Genomic DNA, 13,528 nt, shown 5'->3' with positions numbered 1-13,528 from the left:
GCGGGCCGGACAATGCGCAGCCGCCGGCGGTCGGCGACGCGGCGACGCGCTACGCATCGCCGGCACGCCCCCCTACCCGCGCCCGCGCCGCGACGGCTACGTGCCGGATGCCCGCCGCGCGCTGTCGAACACCGGCGCCAGCCCCAGATGATCGAGCAGCCGCGCGAACTCGCCGAGCCGCTGCCGCATGTACGCCGGCACATCGACCTGCGCATAGTCATGGAACCCGGCGCCCGTGCGCACGCCGTCGCGCCCTGCCTCCGTGTTGCGCACGACGCTGTCGGCCGGCGCGAAACGCGGGCCGATCTCGCCGGCGAGGTACGTCGACGCGTAGTACAGGATGTCGCAACCGCCCCAGTCGATGAACTCGAGCAGCCCGAGCACCGCGAAGCGCGGGCCGAAGCCGGTGCGGATCGCCGTGTCGATGTCCTCCGCGCTCGCGACGCCCTCCTCGACCATGCGCGCGGCCTCGTTCATCGCGAGCGCCTGGATGCGCGGCACGATATAGCCGGGCGCCGGCCCGCAGATCACCGGCTTCTTGCCGACGCGTTCGAGCAGCGCGGCCAGTGTGTCGACGACCCGCTGATCGGTCGCACCGCTGCGGCTGATCTCGACGAGCGGCATCAGCAGCGCCGGGTTCAGCCAGTGCGCGTTCAGCATCCGTTCGGGATGCTCGACATGGCGCTGCAACTCGGTGACGACGAAGGTCGACGTCGTCGACGCCATCGTTGCGCGCGCATCGACATGCGCGCCGAGCCAGCGCAGCGCGTCGATCTTCGTGTCGAGCACTTCGGGCAGCGCTTCGAACACGATGCCGGCGTCGCGCACCGCATCCGCCGCATCGTCGCGCGGCACCAGCGCGATGCGCGCGACGACGGCCTCGGCCTGCGCGGCATCGATGCGGCCGAGCGCGACCTGCGCGTGCAGCGGCCGCAGGATCTCGCCGCGCGTGCGATTCTCGAAGGCTCGCCATCCCTGCGCGTCGCGCGGCTTGAAGTCGATCAGCGTCACGTAGAGACCCGCGAACGCAAAGACGAGCGCGATCCCCTGCCCCATGCGTCCCGCGCCGAGCACGTGCACCTGCGTCACGTCGGTGGCGGCCGTCATGCGGCGTACCCCGCATCCAGCAGCGCGCGCATCGCGCCGCGCGACCGGTCGGCAAGGCCGAGCCCGTCCAGCGTGCGTCCTTCCGCATACAGGTCGCGGCCGGTCACCGCCGACGCGACACTCAGCAGCCCTTGCGCGACCGGTGTCGGCACGTTGGCCCAGCGCCCGCACGACACGATGAACGACAGCCCGAGCCGGGTGTCCTCGAGCATGTAGCGATGCGTGCGCAAATCGATCTTCTCGCGCCAGTCGCCGCTGTCGGTCAGCTTGCCGTGCGCGCCGCGCCCGTACATCCATTCGTCGCCGTCGGCCGCGTAGTGGTCCGCGAGCGGGAAATGCGGCGCGCGGTAGCCGAGCGCCTCGCGCACCGCGATGCGCTCGGCGTCGAGCGCGTTCGTCACGCGGCGGATCGACGGTTGTGTGCCTTCGTTGTGGATGTCCCACGCGTCGAAGTGCTCGAGCGGCCCGGCATTCATCAGGATCAGCGGCGGATGGATCACCGGGCCCGCGTTCATCAGCGCGCCGGACAGCGCGTCCTCGACCGGCTCGACCGACGGGTAGCCCGCGCGCAGCACGTCGAACGCCCAGCCGGCCGCGTTCGCGGGAAACACGCCGGTCGGCAGGCGCGTCGCATACGCACTGACCACGACCGCGTTGTCGCCGTGCTTGCGCACCAGGTAAGGCAGCGTGCCCGTCTCGGCGAACGCGACGCGCGCCCGGTTGCCGGCGTCGGCCGCCGCGCGCGCGACCACGACGCTGCCGAACGTGCCGGGCGGCAGGAACACGACCTGGCCGTCCTCGAGCAGCGGCGCGACCTGCGCGGCGAGCGTGTCGTGCGAGATGGCCGGCAGCGGCACCACGACGAGCCGCGCACCGCGCAGCGCGGCCGCGAGATCGTCGGTCAGGCGGATCGCGCCGGGTGCATCGCCGAGCGGCACCGCGCGCTGGCCGCGATAGTCGGTCACGTGCAACGCGCCGAGCTCGCGCAGCCGCGCATGCGGTTCGCGGTCGCGCCGCCACCACGTCACGTCGTGGCCCTTCTCGAACAGGTCGATCGCGGCCGCATGGCAGCCGTGGCCGCCGCCCAGTACACATACCTTCATCGTTGTCTCCCGGTGAGTGAGTGTTTCCGAGACTACGCGGCGGCGCGCGGCGCGTCGCTTCGAAACGCGCAACGGCACGCCCATTCGCGCAACACAATCGCGGCGATGCGTACGGCGCCGCGCCAACCCATCCGACGCGAGGCCACCGCATGGATATCGCCCTTTCCCGACATGCGCCGAACCGGCTCGGCACGCTGCATGCGCCCGACGAAGTCGAACGGGCGGTCGCGCACCGGCTCGGGCCGCACCGGATGGCCGCGCATGGCCGCGATCCGTTTCATGCGGAACTGTACGAGGTGCCGCTGCATCACGGCGCGCTGCTCGAGCTCTGCTACGGCCGCGAAACGCGCATCGACTTCGGCGACGATGCCGATCACTTCCTGTTCCGGCTGACGCTGTCGGGCGCGTGCGAGCTGCAGGCCGGACATGGGGTTGCGCGCGCCGGGCCGGGCGAGCTGACCGTGTCGTCGCCCGCCCTCGCAAGCCGCCTGAGCACGAGCCCCGATTGCCGCAACCTGGTGCTGCGGCTCGAACGCGGCGCGCTCGAACGCAAGCTGCAGGACATGCTGCACGCGACGCTCACGCGGCCGCTGCACTTCGATCCCGCCGCCGGCGGCAACGGCGCGGGCGCCGCGCTCGTGCCGCCGACCTTCGAATACCTTTGCCGGCTCGGCGCGCAGCCGGGCATCGGCGCATCGGCGACGACGTTCGGCGCCGATCTCACCGCGTGGCTGATGTCGCTGCTGCTCACGCACCTGCCGCATTCGTACAGCGACGCGCTGGCGCGCGGTACGCCGCCGCTGCCGGCGCACGTGCGCCGCGCCTGCGACCACGTCGGCGCGCACCTGGGCGAACCGCTCGCGCTCACTGCACTGGCGGCCGTCGCGGGCGTCGCGCCGCGCACGCTGCAGCACGCGTTTCGCGCGTTCCTGAACACCACGCCGGCCGCCTACGTGCGCGAGCGCCGGCTGGCCGCGGTGCACGCCGCGCTGCAACGCGGCGACGCACGCAGCGTGACCGACGTGCTGATCGCGCACGGCATTCATGGCTTCGGCCATTTCGCGAAGGCCTATGCGCGGCGTTACGGCCACGCGCCTTCAGTCACCGCGAGACAAGCACGATGACGCACGCCGCCACCGGCCGGCCGCCGGCCCGCCACGAACCCGCGCCGCACGAGGCGGACGCGCCCGACGGCCTGCGCGTGCAGGACCTCGACCTGAACCTGTTGAAGACGTTTCGCGCGGTCTATACGGAACGGCACGTCGGCCGCGCGGCGTTGCGGCTCGGCGTCACGCAGCCGTCGGTCAGCTACGCGCTCGGCCGATTGCGGCTGATGTTCCGCGACGCGCTGTTCGTGCGCACCGGCACCGGCGTCGAGCCGACACCGCGCGCGCGGCGGCTCGCGGGTTCGGTCGACAAGGCGCTCGCGATCCTGCAGGACGTGCTCGACGAAGGCTCGCGCTTCGCGCCGGACAGCACGCAGCGCGTGTTCCGGCTGCACATGAGCGATTTCGCGGCGAGCGCGTTCCTGCCGACGCTGCTCGCGGCATTCGACCGGCGCGCGCCGGGCGCGGTGATCGAGACACTGCATGTCGACGAATGCCAGCTCAACGTCGCGCTCGAGTCGGGCCGCATCGACTTCGCGCTCGGGCATTTCGCGGACGCGTCGAGCCACTTCCAGCGCACCGCGCTGCTGCACGAGCGCTGCGTGCTGCTGACGCCGCGCCGCACCGCGCAGCGCGTCGCGCTGCCCGACGATTTCGTGCTGGACGGCGACGCGCCGGACACGCTGCGCTTCGTCGCGGTGACCACGCATCCGCAGTCGATGCAATTGCTGGCGCGGCACGGACTGATGCCGCGCGTGCGGGCGGCGCTGCCCGATTTCATGGTGGTGCCGGCGCTGCTCGAACATGGCGACTACGCGCTGATCCTGCCGGAGACGATCGCGATCACGTTCGCGGCGCGGCAGCCGTGCGCGCTGTACGAGATCGCCGGAGCCGGCGAATGGGCCGTCAATGCGTACTGGCACCGGCGCTTCGACGCGGACCCCGGCCATCGCTGGCTGCGTGCGCTGCTGCTGGAGTTGTTCGATATCGGCCGGCAGGCGCCGTTCGACGCATGGCTCGCGCCGCAGCCGCCCGCCTGCGCGTAGCGGCGCGGGCGGGCATGGGCCACCCTCGGCGGTCAGAACGCCGTGAGGATGCCCGCGACGATCGAGCTGGCGGTCGCACCGGGCTTGGCGACCGCGACGCCGCCGCCCGCCGCGCCATTGACGACGAAGCGCGCATGCGCGCCGTTGCGCACCATCGCGGCGCCCGTGTACAGCACCGTGCGCTTCGACAGCGGATAGTCGAAGCGGATGCCGTACGAATCGGCGTTGCCGTCGCTGTCGGCGACCTTCCGGTAATGGCCGATGCTCAGCAGCAGCGATGCGCGTCCGATCGGCACCGTCGCGCTGAGTTCCATCGTGTCGCTGTGCGGATACGCGCTCTGGCTGTCGATCGCGGCCGCGACGTCGGGGCCGCCGCGATGCCGCATGTACAGCGCGGCGATCTTCACGACGTTGAAGTCGTACGAGATCGCGCCGAGCGTGTAGTTGCCGTTCGCGGCCGTGCTCGCTGCGCCGAGCGTCGATGCGGCGACCGGGCTGAACTTCTGCTGCATGGTGTCGACGTCGACGGACAACCCGCCGCGCACGTAGTTGAGCCCCGCGCCGTATGTGTCGCCGAGCGTCGCCGGCTGGCCGGCCGCGCCGTTGGTGCCGCGCGTGGCCATCGCGCGCAGCATGAAGCCCGCATAGCGCGGCGACGTGTAGCGCATCGCGTTGCGCACGCGCAGGAACGCGGGGCCGACGAAGTTGTTGGTCGCGTTGCCCCACGCGAGGCCCGCGCCGAGCCCGGGCAGGCTGTACGTGACGAGCGTGGTGTGCAGGATCGTGTAGAGCTCGCCGAACTGCACGCCGCCGAACGGCCCGGTGATGCCGACCCACGCCTCGCGGCCGAACAGCGCGCTGCCGTTCGACAGCGCGCCGCTCGCCGCGTTGAAACCGTCCTCGAGCTTGAAGATCGCCGCGTAGCCGCCGCCGAGATCCTCGACGCCCTTCAGCCCCCACTGCGTCGCCCACAGGTTGCCGCTGCCCATGCGGGTCACGTGGTTCGGCCCGGCGTTCGCGTATTCGATCGCGGTATCGATGCGGCCGTAGAGCGTCACGCTCGATTGCGCGACAGCCGGCAGCGATGCGCATGCCAGGAGCGCCGCAACCAGCGTGGCAAGCGGTACGGCGAGCCGGTCGGCCCGCCCGTTCGGATGGTTCATCTTGGTCGTCCCGTGGAAGTTCCGGCGCCCGTCGGCATCGCGCCGTTTGACATGAAGCGCGTTCGACTGCGGATGCGAGCGCTGCCGATCAAAAACGGGCCGAGTCTAGGAACGACAATTTCGGACGTCGACGCAATGCGCTCTATAACGCTTATAGACGCGCCGCATGATGCGCGCGCGCCCCGCCGCACGTGCGCCGCGCGGCGGCCCGCGCGCACGGCCTCGGTGTTTTCTTTATCCGGGTCGGTAAATGTCCGTGTGGCGCGGCTGTCACTCCGGCTATGGCGGCCGAATTTGGCCGACTACGCTGCGTCTCCGATCGTGTCACCCGCACGCTTTCGCGCCGCGACGGCACCCGGCCCGCGAGGCCCACGCCGCGCCTCCCCACCGCCCGCTCCTGGAGAATCCGCATGTCCGCACCCATGTCCCGCGCTGCCGACGGCAAGCGCTATACGTACGAATGGTATGTCGTCGTCATCTGCATGCTCGCGTATGTCTTTTCGTTCGTCGATCGTCAGGTGCTCGTCCTGATGATCGAACCGATCAAGCGCGACCTGCACCTGAGCGACACGCAGTTCAGCCTGCTGAACGGCTTCGCGTTCTCGCTGTTCTACGCGGTGATGGGGCTGCCCGTCGCCTACCTCGCCGATCGCTACGCGCGCCCGCGGATCATCTCGCTCGGCATCGCGCTGTGGAGCGTCGCGACCGCCGCATGCGGGCTCAGCCAGCAGTTCGTGCAGATGTTCGTCGCGCGGATGGGCGTCGGCGTCGGCGAGGCCGCGCTGTCGCCCGGCGCGTATTCGATGCTCGCCGACTATTTCCCGAAGGAGAAGCTCGGCCGCGCGATCGCCGTGTATTCGCTCGGCTCGTTCATCGGCGGCGGCGTCGCGTTCCTGATCGGCGGCTACGTGATCGCGCTGCTCAAGCACGCGAGCGCGTTCACGCTGCCGGTCGTCGGGCAGGTGCATGCGTGGCAGGTGACGTTCCTGATCGTCGGGCTGCCGGGGATTCTCGTCGCGCTGCTGTTCGCCGCGACCGTGCGCGACCCGCAGCGCAAGGGGCTCGCGCAGGACCGCTCGGGCGCCGTGCGGCGCGTGTCGATGCGCGATTCGCTGCGCTTCGTCGGCACGCATCGCGCGACCTTCGCATGCCACTACCTCGGCTTCTCGTTCTATGCGATGACGCTGTACTGCCTGCTGAGCTGGACGCCCGCGTTCTATATCCGCCGCTTCGGGATGACGGCCGTCGAGGCCGGCTATACGCTCGGCATCGTGCTGCTCGTCGCGAATACCGCCGGCGTGTTCTGCGGCGGCTGGCTCAACGACTGGCTGCTGCGCCGCGGCCGCACCGATGCGCCGATGCGCGCCGGCGCGATCGGCGCCGCGTGCATGGTGATTCCCGCGACGCTGTTCACGCAGCTCGACAGCCTGCCCGCGTCGCTCGCGGTGCTGGTCGTCGCGATGTTCTTCGCGTCGTTCCCGATGCCGACGTCGACCGCCGCGATGCAGACGCTCGCGCCAAACCAGATGCGCGCGCAGATCTCCGCGCTGTTCCTGCTCGTGTCGAACCTGATCGCGCTCGGGATCGGCACGACCGTCGTCGCGCTGTTCACCGATCGCGTGTTCGGCGCGCCGGCGGCGGTCGGCCATTCGATGTCGATCGTCAACGTCGCGGCGGCCACGCTCGCCGCGCTGCTGCTGGCCGCCGGATGCCGGCAGTACCGCCGCAGTCTCGACCGCGAGCGCGGCCCTGCGGCGGCGGCGGTGAATGCGGCCGTCGACGGCGGCAACGCGGTCGCCGCACGCTGACCGGCGACGCTCGGGCCACCGACCATCATCCATCCCGCTGATTCAGATATCGCTTTTTAATCGATTTGATTTATGTGATGCCCCTCCCTATTCTCGCTTGCATGACGGCGCGGTATCCGCCGCGCCGGTTTTCTCCCCACCCACGGAACACCCCATGCAAGCGAACCGCCACCAGGTCCGGATCGACGCGCTGATCGACGCGGCGCAGGACATCCGCTGTTTCCGGGTCTCGCGCGTCGACGGCCAGCCGTTCGACGCGTACGAGCCGGGCGCCCATATCGACGTCACCGCGCCGTCCGGCGTCACGCGGCAATACTCGCTGTGCGGCCGCCCCGACGAGCGCGGCAGCTATCTGTTCGCGGTGAAGAAGGAAGCGCGGTCGCGCGGCGGCTCGCGCTCGCTGCACGACGACGTGCGCGTCGGCGCCGAGTTGTCGATCGGCGCGCCGCGCAACCTGTTTCGTCTGACGGATGACGCGAGCGAGCACGTGCTGGTCGCGGCCGGGATCGGCATCACGCCGCTGCTGTCGATGGCGTATGCGCTCGCGCAGCGCGGCGCGCGCTACCGGTTGCACTACTTCGCGCGCAGCCGCGAACACGCGGCCTTCGTCGACGAGCTGTCGGCCGAACCGTTCGCGTCGCACGTGACATTCCATTACGGGATCGAGCCCGACTCGCTGGCGGCACAACTCGGCCGCTGCGTCGCGTCGATCGATGCCCACGCCCATGTATACACGTGCGGCCCCGGCCCGTTCATGGATGCGGTCGTCGCGGCAGCGGCAACGCGGATTCCCGAGGACGCGATTCATCTCGAACGCTTCGCGGCGGAACCGGCCGGGGCCGATGCCGCCATGGATGCGGCCCCGGCGGAAGGCTTCGAAGTGCGCCTGCGGCGCAGCGGCCAATCGGTGCGCGTCGCGCCCGACACGTCGATCGTCGACGCGCTCGCGCGCATCGGCATCGAGGTCGATACGTCATGCGGCGAAGGCGTGTGCGGCACCTGCATGGTGCCGGTGCTCGACGGCGAGCCCGATCATCGCGACCACTGTCTCAGCAAGGCCGAGCGCGCGAGCAACACGGTGATCTGCTGCTGCGTGTCGCGAGCGCGTTCGGCGGTGCTCGTCCTCGATCTCTGATGCGCTGACGGGCTGACGTGTTGCCGCGCTGATGCGCTGGCAAGCCGGTGCGCCGATCTACCGATGCGCCGCTTCACTGGCGGTTGAGGCACAGGCACGGTGCTGGCGAAACGCACGAGCCCTACGCAGCGCGCCGCCTGGCCGTCACGCGTCGAAATGCTCGACGATCTCGCCAAGCAGCGCGCGCATCCACGCGATCCCCTCGTCCTCGTGAAAGTGCTCGTGCCAGTGCATCGTGACCGGCGCGGGCGGCAGCGTCACCGGCAGGTCGTACAGCCGGAACGCATTGTCGCGGTTCAGGATTCGCGCGAGCCGCTTCGGCAGCGTCGCATAGAGATCGGTGACCGACAGCACGCTCGGCAGCGCGACGAAGTGCGGCACTTCGAGCGCGATGTTGCGGCCCACGCCCTGCGCGCGCAACGCATCGTCGAGCGCGTGGTGACTGTGCTCGACCGACTTCACGTTGACGTGCGCGGCGCGCACGAACTGCTCGAGGCTCAGCGCCGCGCCGGCCGGCAACCCGCGCCGGCGGCCCGTCATGCACACGTAGGTTTCCTCGAACAGCACCTGGTGGCGCGTGCGCGGCATCAGCTCCGGCAGGTTGCCGATCGCGAAGTCCAGCCGGCTCGCGCGCAGCGCTTCCTCGATCTCCTCCACCGGCAGCGGCTGCACGCTCAGCGTCACGCGCGGCGCGCGCTCGCGCAGCGCCTGGCAGATCGCCGGCAGATACGCCATCTCGCCCGCGTCCGACAGCGACAGCCGGAACGTGCGCGTGCTCGACGCCGGATCGAAGCGCTCCGCATAGCGCAGCGCGATGCGCACCATGTCGAGCGCCTTGCCGACGATCCCCGCGAGTTCGAGCGCGACCGGCGTCGGCTGCATCCCCGCGCGCGTGCGCACGAACAGCGGATCGTCGAACAGCGTGCGCAACCGTCCGAGCGAATAGCTGACGGCCGGCTGCGACAGCGCGAGCCGCTCGCCGGCCTTGGTCAGGCTGCGTTCCTCGACGATCGCCTGGAACACCCGCAACAGGTTCAGATCGAGATGATCGACCGATGTCATCGTAACCTCCATCATTTGCCGCATTTATTTGATCAGCAATTTTAGATCAATTTGACGGATATATAGCAGCAGACGAGACTGGTCTCCCGACGCCGCGCACGGCGCGGCCCGATTTCGCGACTCTTTCCCCACGACGACGATGAGCGACATTCCCTACCAGACGATCGACACCCGCGCGCTGCACGGCTTCGCGCAGCCCGACCGCATCGCGCCCGCGATGTATCACGACCCCGCGCTGTTCGAGGCCGAGCTCGACCGCATCTTCTACCGCACCTGGATCTGGGTCGCGCACGAGAGCGAGCTGCCGAACCCGGGCGACTTCATCACGACGACGATCGGCCGCCAGCCGGTGATCGTCGTGCGCGACAAGACCGGCGAGATCAACGTGCTGCAGAACCGCTGCCGCCATCGCGGCGCGACCGTGTGCGAAACGCACAAGGGCAACGCGAAGGGCTTCACGTGCCCGTATCACAGCTGGTCGTACGCGCTCGACGGCACGCTGCGCGCGCTGCCGTACGGCGACGGCTACGAAGGCGTGTGCGAGAAGGGCGACCTGCCGCTCGTGAAGCTGCGCGTCGGCGTGTACCAGGGGCTGATCTTCGCGAGCTTCGACGACGCCATCGAACCGCTCGAGGATTTCCTCGGCGGCGCGAAGCCGTGGATCGACCTGTTCATGAAGCAGGGCGCCGGCTACCCGATCAAGGCGAACGGCGAGCACAAGTTCAGGTTCAAGGGCAACTGGAAGATCCAGCTCGAGAACACGACGGACCTCTATCACTTCCCGGTCGTGCACAAGTCGTGGATGAAGTCGATCGACGACGAGACGGCCGCCGCGATCACGAGTTTCATGACGAGCGAGGACGCGTTCTGCCGCGCGCTCGGCAACGGCCACAGCCTCGCGGTGCTGATGCCCGAGCTGATCGATCTCGATGCAGACGACGGCGCGCCGCTGCCCGAGCGCTTCGCGCCGCTCGCGGCAAAGCTCGCCGAGCGCCACACGCCGGAAGCAGTGCGCCGCATCGTGCGCTCGCTGATGGGCGTCGGCTTCAACCTGAACCTGTTCCCGAACCTCGCGCTGTCGATGGCGTTCTTCCGCGTGCTGCGGCCGATCTCCGCGAACGAAACCGAGATCCGTCACGTCGCGCTCGCGATGGACGGCGGCCCGGACGAAGCGAACCGCGAGCGGCTGCGCATCCACGAGCATTTCCAGGGCCCGTTCGGCTTCGGCAGCCCGGACGACGCGGAAGCGTGGGAGCGCGTGCAGCGCGGCGCGCATGCGGGCCCCGACGTGCCGATCCTCGTGAACCGCGGGCTGAACCGCGAGACGACCGCCGCGAACGGCGAAAAGACCGCGCATGCGACCGACGAGACCGGCATGCGCGAGGCCTACCAGCAATGGCGCAAGATGATGGAGCAACAGTGATGGACGACCGCAACGCCCTCTTTTCCGAGCAGACCTTCGCCCGCGCGGTCGAATTCGTGTGGCGCGAAGCCGAGATGCTCGACCGCCGCGACTATCGCGCATGGCTCGACCTGTGGGACCCGGCCGGTCACTACGTGGTGCCGATCGATCCCGATGCGACCGACTTCGCGGCGACGCTGAACTACGTGTTCGACGACCGTGACATGCGCGAGAAGCGCGTGCAGCGGATGCTGTCCGGTTACTCGGCATCGGCGTCCGATGCGGCGCGCACGGTGCGCACCGTGTCGCGCTTCACGCTGGAAAGCAGCAGCGCCGGGATCGTCGAGCTGAAATCCGCGCAGGTCGTCGTCGCGTACAAGCGCGGCGTCGCGACGCTGTTCGCGGCCGACGTCACGCACCGGCTGCACGTCGATGCGGACGGCGAGATGCGGATCGCGGAGAAGGTCGTGCGCCTGATCGACTCGACCGAAGCGCTCAGCGCGATCGGCTTCCTGCTGTAAGCGGCCGCCGGTTCGCCGCCGAATCCGCAACGGTGAACCGGTCACCTTCACCTTTCCGGACGACCATGCCCACACTCGAAGTTTTCCTGCCGGCGGGCCATGACGACGCGCGCAAGGCCGAGCTGATCGCGCGGCTCAGCGACGCGACCGTCGACGCGATCGGCGCGCCGATCGAATCGGTGCGCGTGCTGCTCACCGAATTGCCCGCGACCCATATCGGCCTCGGCGGGCGCACGGCCGCCGACGGCGCGCCGCCGTCGCTGCCGGTGATCGTCGCGATCCTGATCGCCGGCCGCACCGATGCGCAGAAACGCGCGCTGATCGCCGCGCTGTCCGACGCTGCCGCGAACGGGCTCGATGCGCCCGTGCAGGCGACGCGCGTGATGATCAAGGACATCCCGAACACCGACTTCGGGATCGGCGGCCGGACCGCGCGGGCGCTGGGGCGCTGATCGTGCCTCGCGCGTCGCCGCCCTGCCGTGACGCACGCGATGCACGTGACGCCGCGCAGCGGCTACGCCTGCACGCCGGCGAGCGGCAGCGTCACGCGGCAGTCGAGCCCGCCGCCTTCGGCCGGGCTCGCGCCGATGCGGCCGCCGTGACGCGTGACGATGCTCTTGCACAGCGACAGCCCGATCCCGTTGCCGCCGGCCTTCGACGACGAGAAGCCGTCGAACAGCCGGTCGTGCGCGCCTTCGGCGATACCCGGCCCGTTGTCGATCGCGCGCAGCTCCGCCTGCCCGCCGACGTTCGCGGTCCCGAGCGTCAGCGTGCACGGCGCGCGCTCGCAGCCGGCGAACGCCTCGATCGCGTTGAAGGCGAGGTTGAGGATCACCTGCCCGATCAGCACGCGCTCGCAGCGGATCGGCAGCGGCGCATCGGCCTGCACGATCGCGACCGTCACGCCCGCTTCCTTCGCACGCAGCTCGATGAAGTACGCGACGTCGGCGAGGATCTCGCGCAGGTCGGCGAGCGCGACGACCGGCTCGCGCTTCACGATGAACTCGCGCACGCTCTTGATGATCAGCGCCGCATGCTCGGCCTGCCGGTCCGCGCTGCGCAGCCCCCAGATTGCATCGTCGACGGCGCCGCGCGTGTTCAGCCGCCGCACCGCGCCCTCGATGAAGTTGCGCACGGCCGCGAGCGGCTGGCTCAGCTCGTGCGCGATCACGCTCGCCATCTCGCCCATCGCGTTGTAGCGGCCCGCGTATTCGAGCATCCGTGCCTCCGCGCGCCGCGCGTCCTCGATCGCGACTTCGTCGCTCACGTCGCGAAACTGCACGAGCAGCCCGTCGAGATCGCCTTCGATCTCGACCTGCCGGCACAGGATGCGCAGCCAGCACGTCGAACCGTCGCGCCGCACGATCCGGTAACGCTGCGGCTCGGACGGGCACGCGGACGGCGCATCGCGCAGCTGCGCGACGAGCCGGTCGCGGTCGGCCGCGCTGCAATAGTCGAGCACCTCGCCGAGCGCTTCGTCCGGCGCAAGCCCGAGCACGCGGCGGCCCGACTCGCTGATGAACTGCACGCCGCCGTGCGGCGTCACGACCGCGATGCCTTCGTCGAGATCCTGCATGAACTCGCGCAGCCGCGCCTCGTAGCGGCGCAGTTGCTGGCGGACCGCCTCTTCCGCGCTGATGTCGCGGAACTGCACCATCACGACGTCGCGCCCGCGCAGCGGCACGTAGGTGGCGGTCGCTTCCGACAGCATGTCGACGCCCGTGCGCGACCGGTAGCACCACTCGTACACCTGCGGCCCGTCGACGAGCGCGCGATCCCACGCGCTCACGGCGATCTCGCGGCGGTATTTCGGCTCGGGACGCGTCATGTCCGGCGCCTTCAGCGGCAGCAGCTCCTCGACGGAAAAGCCGAGCGCGATGCACGCGGCGCGGTTCGCCCACACGATCGCCCTGGTCTGCGCGTCGTGCAGCAGCACACAGGTCGTCAACGCGTCGAGCAGCCGGTGGAAATCGTCTTCGTCGGGAAAACTCATGATCGGATTCGGTCGAAGGCGCGCGGCGTCGCGCGGCCGGATGTCCAACATAGCACCGGCGTGCGCGGCCCGCATCTGAAGA

Annotated in this window: 12 protein-coding genes; 7 read left to right on the top strand and 5 right to left on the bottom strand. The window is 70.0% G+C overall.

Going from position 1 to position 13,528, the window contains the following annotated elements; translation table 11 throughout:
* Positions 1-96 precede the first annotated feature (96 nt).
* A complete protein-coding gene (locus DIE21_RS32050) occupies positions 97-1,107 on the bottom strand; it encodes a 3-hydroxybutyryl-CoA dehydrogenase (protein WP_124501441.1) in 1,011 nt (336 codons plus the stop codon).
* Complete coding sequence (locus tag DIE21_RS32045) at positions 1,104-2,210, bottom strand: NAD/NADP-dependent octopine/nopaline dehydrogenase family protein (RefSeq protein ID WP_124501440.1); 1,107 nt, start codon at positions 2,208-2,210, stop codon at positions 1,104-1,106. Before DIE21_RS32045 ends, DIE21_RS32050 begins: the two co-directional genes overlap by 4 nt.
* A 149-nt stretch (positions 2,211-2,359) precedes the next feature.
* Here DIE21_RS32045 and DIE21_RS32040 point away from each other — a divergent pair, with 149 nt between their 5' ends.
* Positions 2,360-3,334, top strand: a complete 975-nt coding sequence (locus DIE21_RS32040) for an AraC family transcriptional regulator (RefSeq protein ID WP_124501439.1) — start codon at positions 2,360-2,362, stop codon at positions 3,332-3,334.
* Positions 3,331-4,362 carry a LysR family transcriptional regulator gene (locus DIE21_RS32035; protein WP_124501438.1) on the top strand — a complete coding sequence of 344 codons (1,032 nt, stop codon included), beginning with the start codon at positions 3,331-3,333 and terminating at the stop codon, positions 4,360-4,362. Before DIE21_RS32040 ends, DIE21_RS32035 begins: the two co-directional genes overlap by 4 nt.
* Before the next feature lie 32 nt (positions 4,363-4,394).
* On the opposite strand, the gene DIE21_RS32030 is transcribed toward DIE21_RS32035, so the two are convergent.
* Complete coding sequence (locus DIE21_RS32030) at positions 4,395-5,525, bottom strand: porin (protein WP_124501437.1); 1,131 nt, start codon at positions 5,523-5,525, stop codon at positions 4,395-4,397.
* A 410-nt stretch (positions 5,526-5,935) separates the two neighbouring features.
* On the opposite strand from DIE21_RS32030, the gene DIE21_RS32025 reads away from it, so the two are divergent.
* Positions 5,936-7,333 carry an MFS transporter gene (locus DIE21_RS32025; RefSeq protein WP_124501436.1) on the top strand — a complete coding sequence of 466 codons (1,398 nt, stop codon included), beginning with the start codon at positions 5,936-5,938 and terminating at the stop codon, positions 7,331-7,333.
* Positions 7,334-7,487: 154 nt separating this feature from the next.
* Positions 7,488-8,468, top strand: a complete 981-nt coding sequence (locus DIE21_RS32020; RefSeq protein WP_124501435.1) for a PDR/VanB family oxidoreductase — start codon at positions 7,488-7,490, stop codon at positions 8,466-8,468.
* A 144-nt stretch (positions 8,469-8,612) separates the two neighbouring features.
* Here the strand turns inward: DIE21_RS32020 and DIE21_RS32015 are convergent, their stop codons facing one another.
* A complete protein-coding gene (locus tag DIE21_RS32015; protein ID WP_124501434.1) occupies positions 8,613-9,530 on the bottom strand; it encodes a LysR family transcriptional regulator in 918 nt (305 codons plus the stop codon).
* A 139-nt stretch (positions 9,531-9,669) separates the two neighbouring features.
* On the opposite strand from DIE21_RS32015, the gene DIE21_RS32010 reads away from it, so the two are divergent.
* From DIE21_RS32010 to DIE21_RS32000, 3 genes are all read left to right on the top strand, one after another.
* Complete coding sequence (locus DIE21_RS32010) at positions 9,670-10,953, top strand: Rieske 2Fe-2S domain-containing protein (RefSeq protein WP_124501433.1); 1,284 nt, start codon at positions 9,670-9,672, stop codon at positions 10,951-10,953.
* On the top strand, positions 10,950-11,453 hold the full coding sequence (locus tag DIE21_RS32005; protein ID WP_124501432.1) for an aromatic-ring-hydroxylating dioxygenase subunit beta: 504 nt from the start codon (positions 10,950-10,952) through the stop codon (positions 11,451-11,453). The genes DIE21_RS32010 and DIE21_RS32005 overlap by 4 nt, the downstream gene beginning before the upstream one ends.
* Positions 11,454-11,518: 65 nt before the next feature.
* The gene (locus DIE21_RS32000) at positions 11,519-11,905 is read left to right on the top strand and encodes a tautomerase family protein (RefSeq protein WP_124501431.1); all 387 of its coding nucleotides are present in this window, start codon (positions 11,519-11,521) and stop codon (positions 11,903-11,905) included.
* Between the two features lie 62 nt (positions 11,906-11,967).
* Here the strand turns inward: DIE21_RS32000 and DIE21_RS31995 are convergent, their stop codons facing one another.
* Positions 11,968-13,521 carry a PAS domain-containing sensor histidine kinase gene (locus DIE21_RS31995; protein ID WP_124501430.1) on the bottom strand — a complete coding sequence of 518 codons (1,554 nt, stop codon included), beginning with the start codon at positions 13,519-13,521 and terminating at the stop codon, positions 11,968-11,970.
* Between the last annotated feature and the right edge of the window lie 7 nt (positions 13,522-13,528).

The organism is Burkholderia sp. Bp9140 (assembly GCF_003853425.1).
Classification (GTDB): Bacteria; Pseudomonadota; Gammaproteobacteria; order Burkholderiales; family Burkholderiaceae; genus Burkholderia.
This window is presented reverse-complemented; position numbering and strand designations above follow the sequence as displayed.

Coding starts and splice junctions, on each gene's coding strand:
- DIE21_RS32040 (WP_124501439.1), top strand. CDS start 2,360: ATGGATATCGCCCTTTCCCGACATGCGCCGAACCGGCTCGGCACGCTG.
- DIE21_RS32000 (WP_124501431.1), top strand. CDS start 11,519: ATGCCCACACTCGAAGTTTTCCTGCCGGCGGGCCATGACGACGCGCGC.
- DIE21_RS32050 (WP_124501441.1), bottom strand. CDS start 1,107: ATGACGGCCGCCACCGACGTGACGCAGGTGCACGTGCTCGGCGCGGGA.
- DIE21_RS31995 (WP_124501430.1), bottom strand. CDS start 13,521: ATGCGGGCCGCGCACGCCGGTGCTATGTTGGACATCCGGCCGCGCGAC.
- DIE21_RS32045 (WP_124501440.1), bottom strand. CDS start 2,210: ATGAAGGTATGTGTACTGGGCGGCGGCCACGGCTGCCATGCGGCCGCG.
- DIE21_RS32035 (WP_124501438.1), top strand. CDS start 3,331: ATGACGCACGCCGCCACCGGCCGGCCGCCGGCCCGCCACGAACCCGCG.
- DIE21_RS32015 (WP_124501434.1), bottom strand. CDS start 9,530: ATGACATCGGTCGATCATCTCGATCTGAACCTGTTGCGGGTGTTCCAG.
- DIE21_RS32025 (WP_124501436.1), top strand. CDS start 5,936: ATGTCCGCACCCATGTCCCGCGCTGCCGACGGCAAGCGCTATACGTAC.
- DIE21_RS32030 (WP_124501437.1), bottom strand. CDS start 5,525: ATGAACCATCCGAACGGGCGGGCCGACCGGCTCGCCGTACCGCTTGCC.
- DIE21_RS32020 (WP_124501435.1), top strand. CDS start 7,488: ATGCAAGCGAACCGCCACCAGGTCCGGATCGACGCGCTGATCGACGCG.
- DIE21_RS32010 (WP_124501433.1), top strand. CDS start 9,670: ATGAGCGACATTCCCTACCAGACGATCGACACCCGCGCGCTGCACGGC.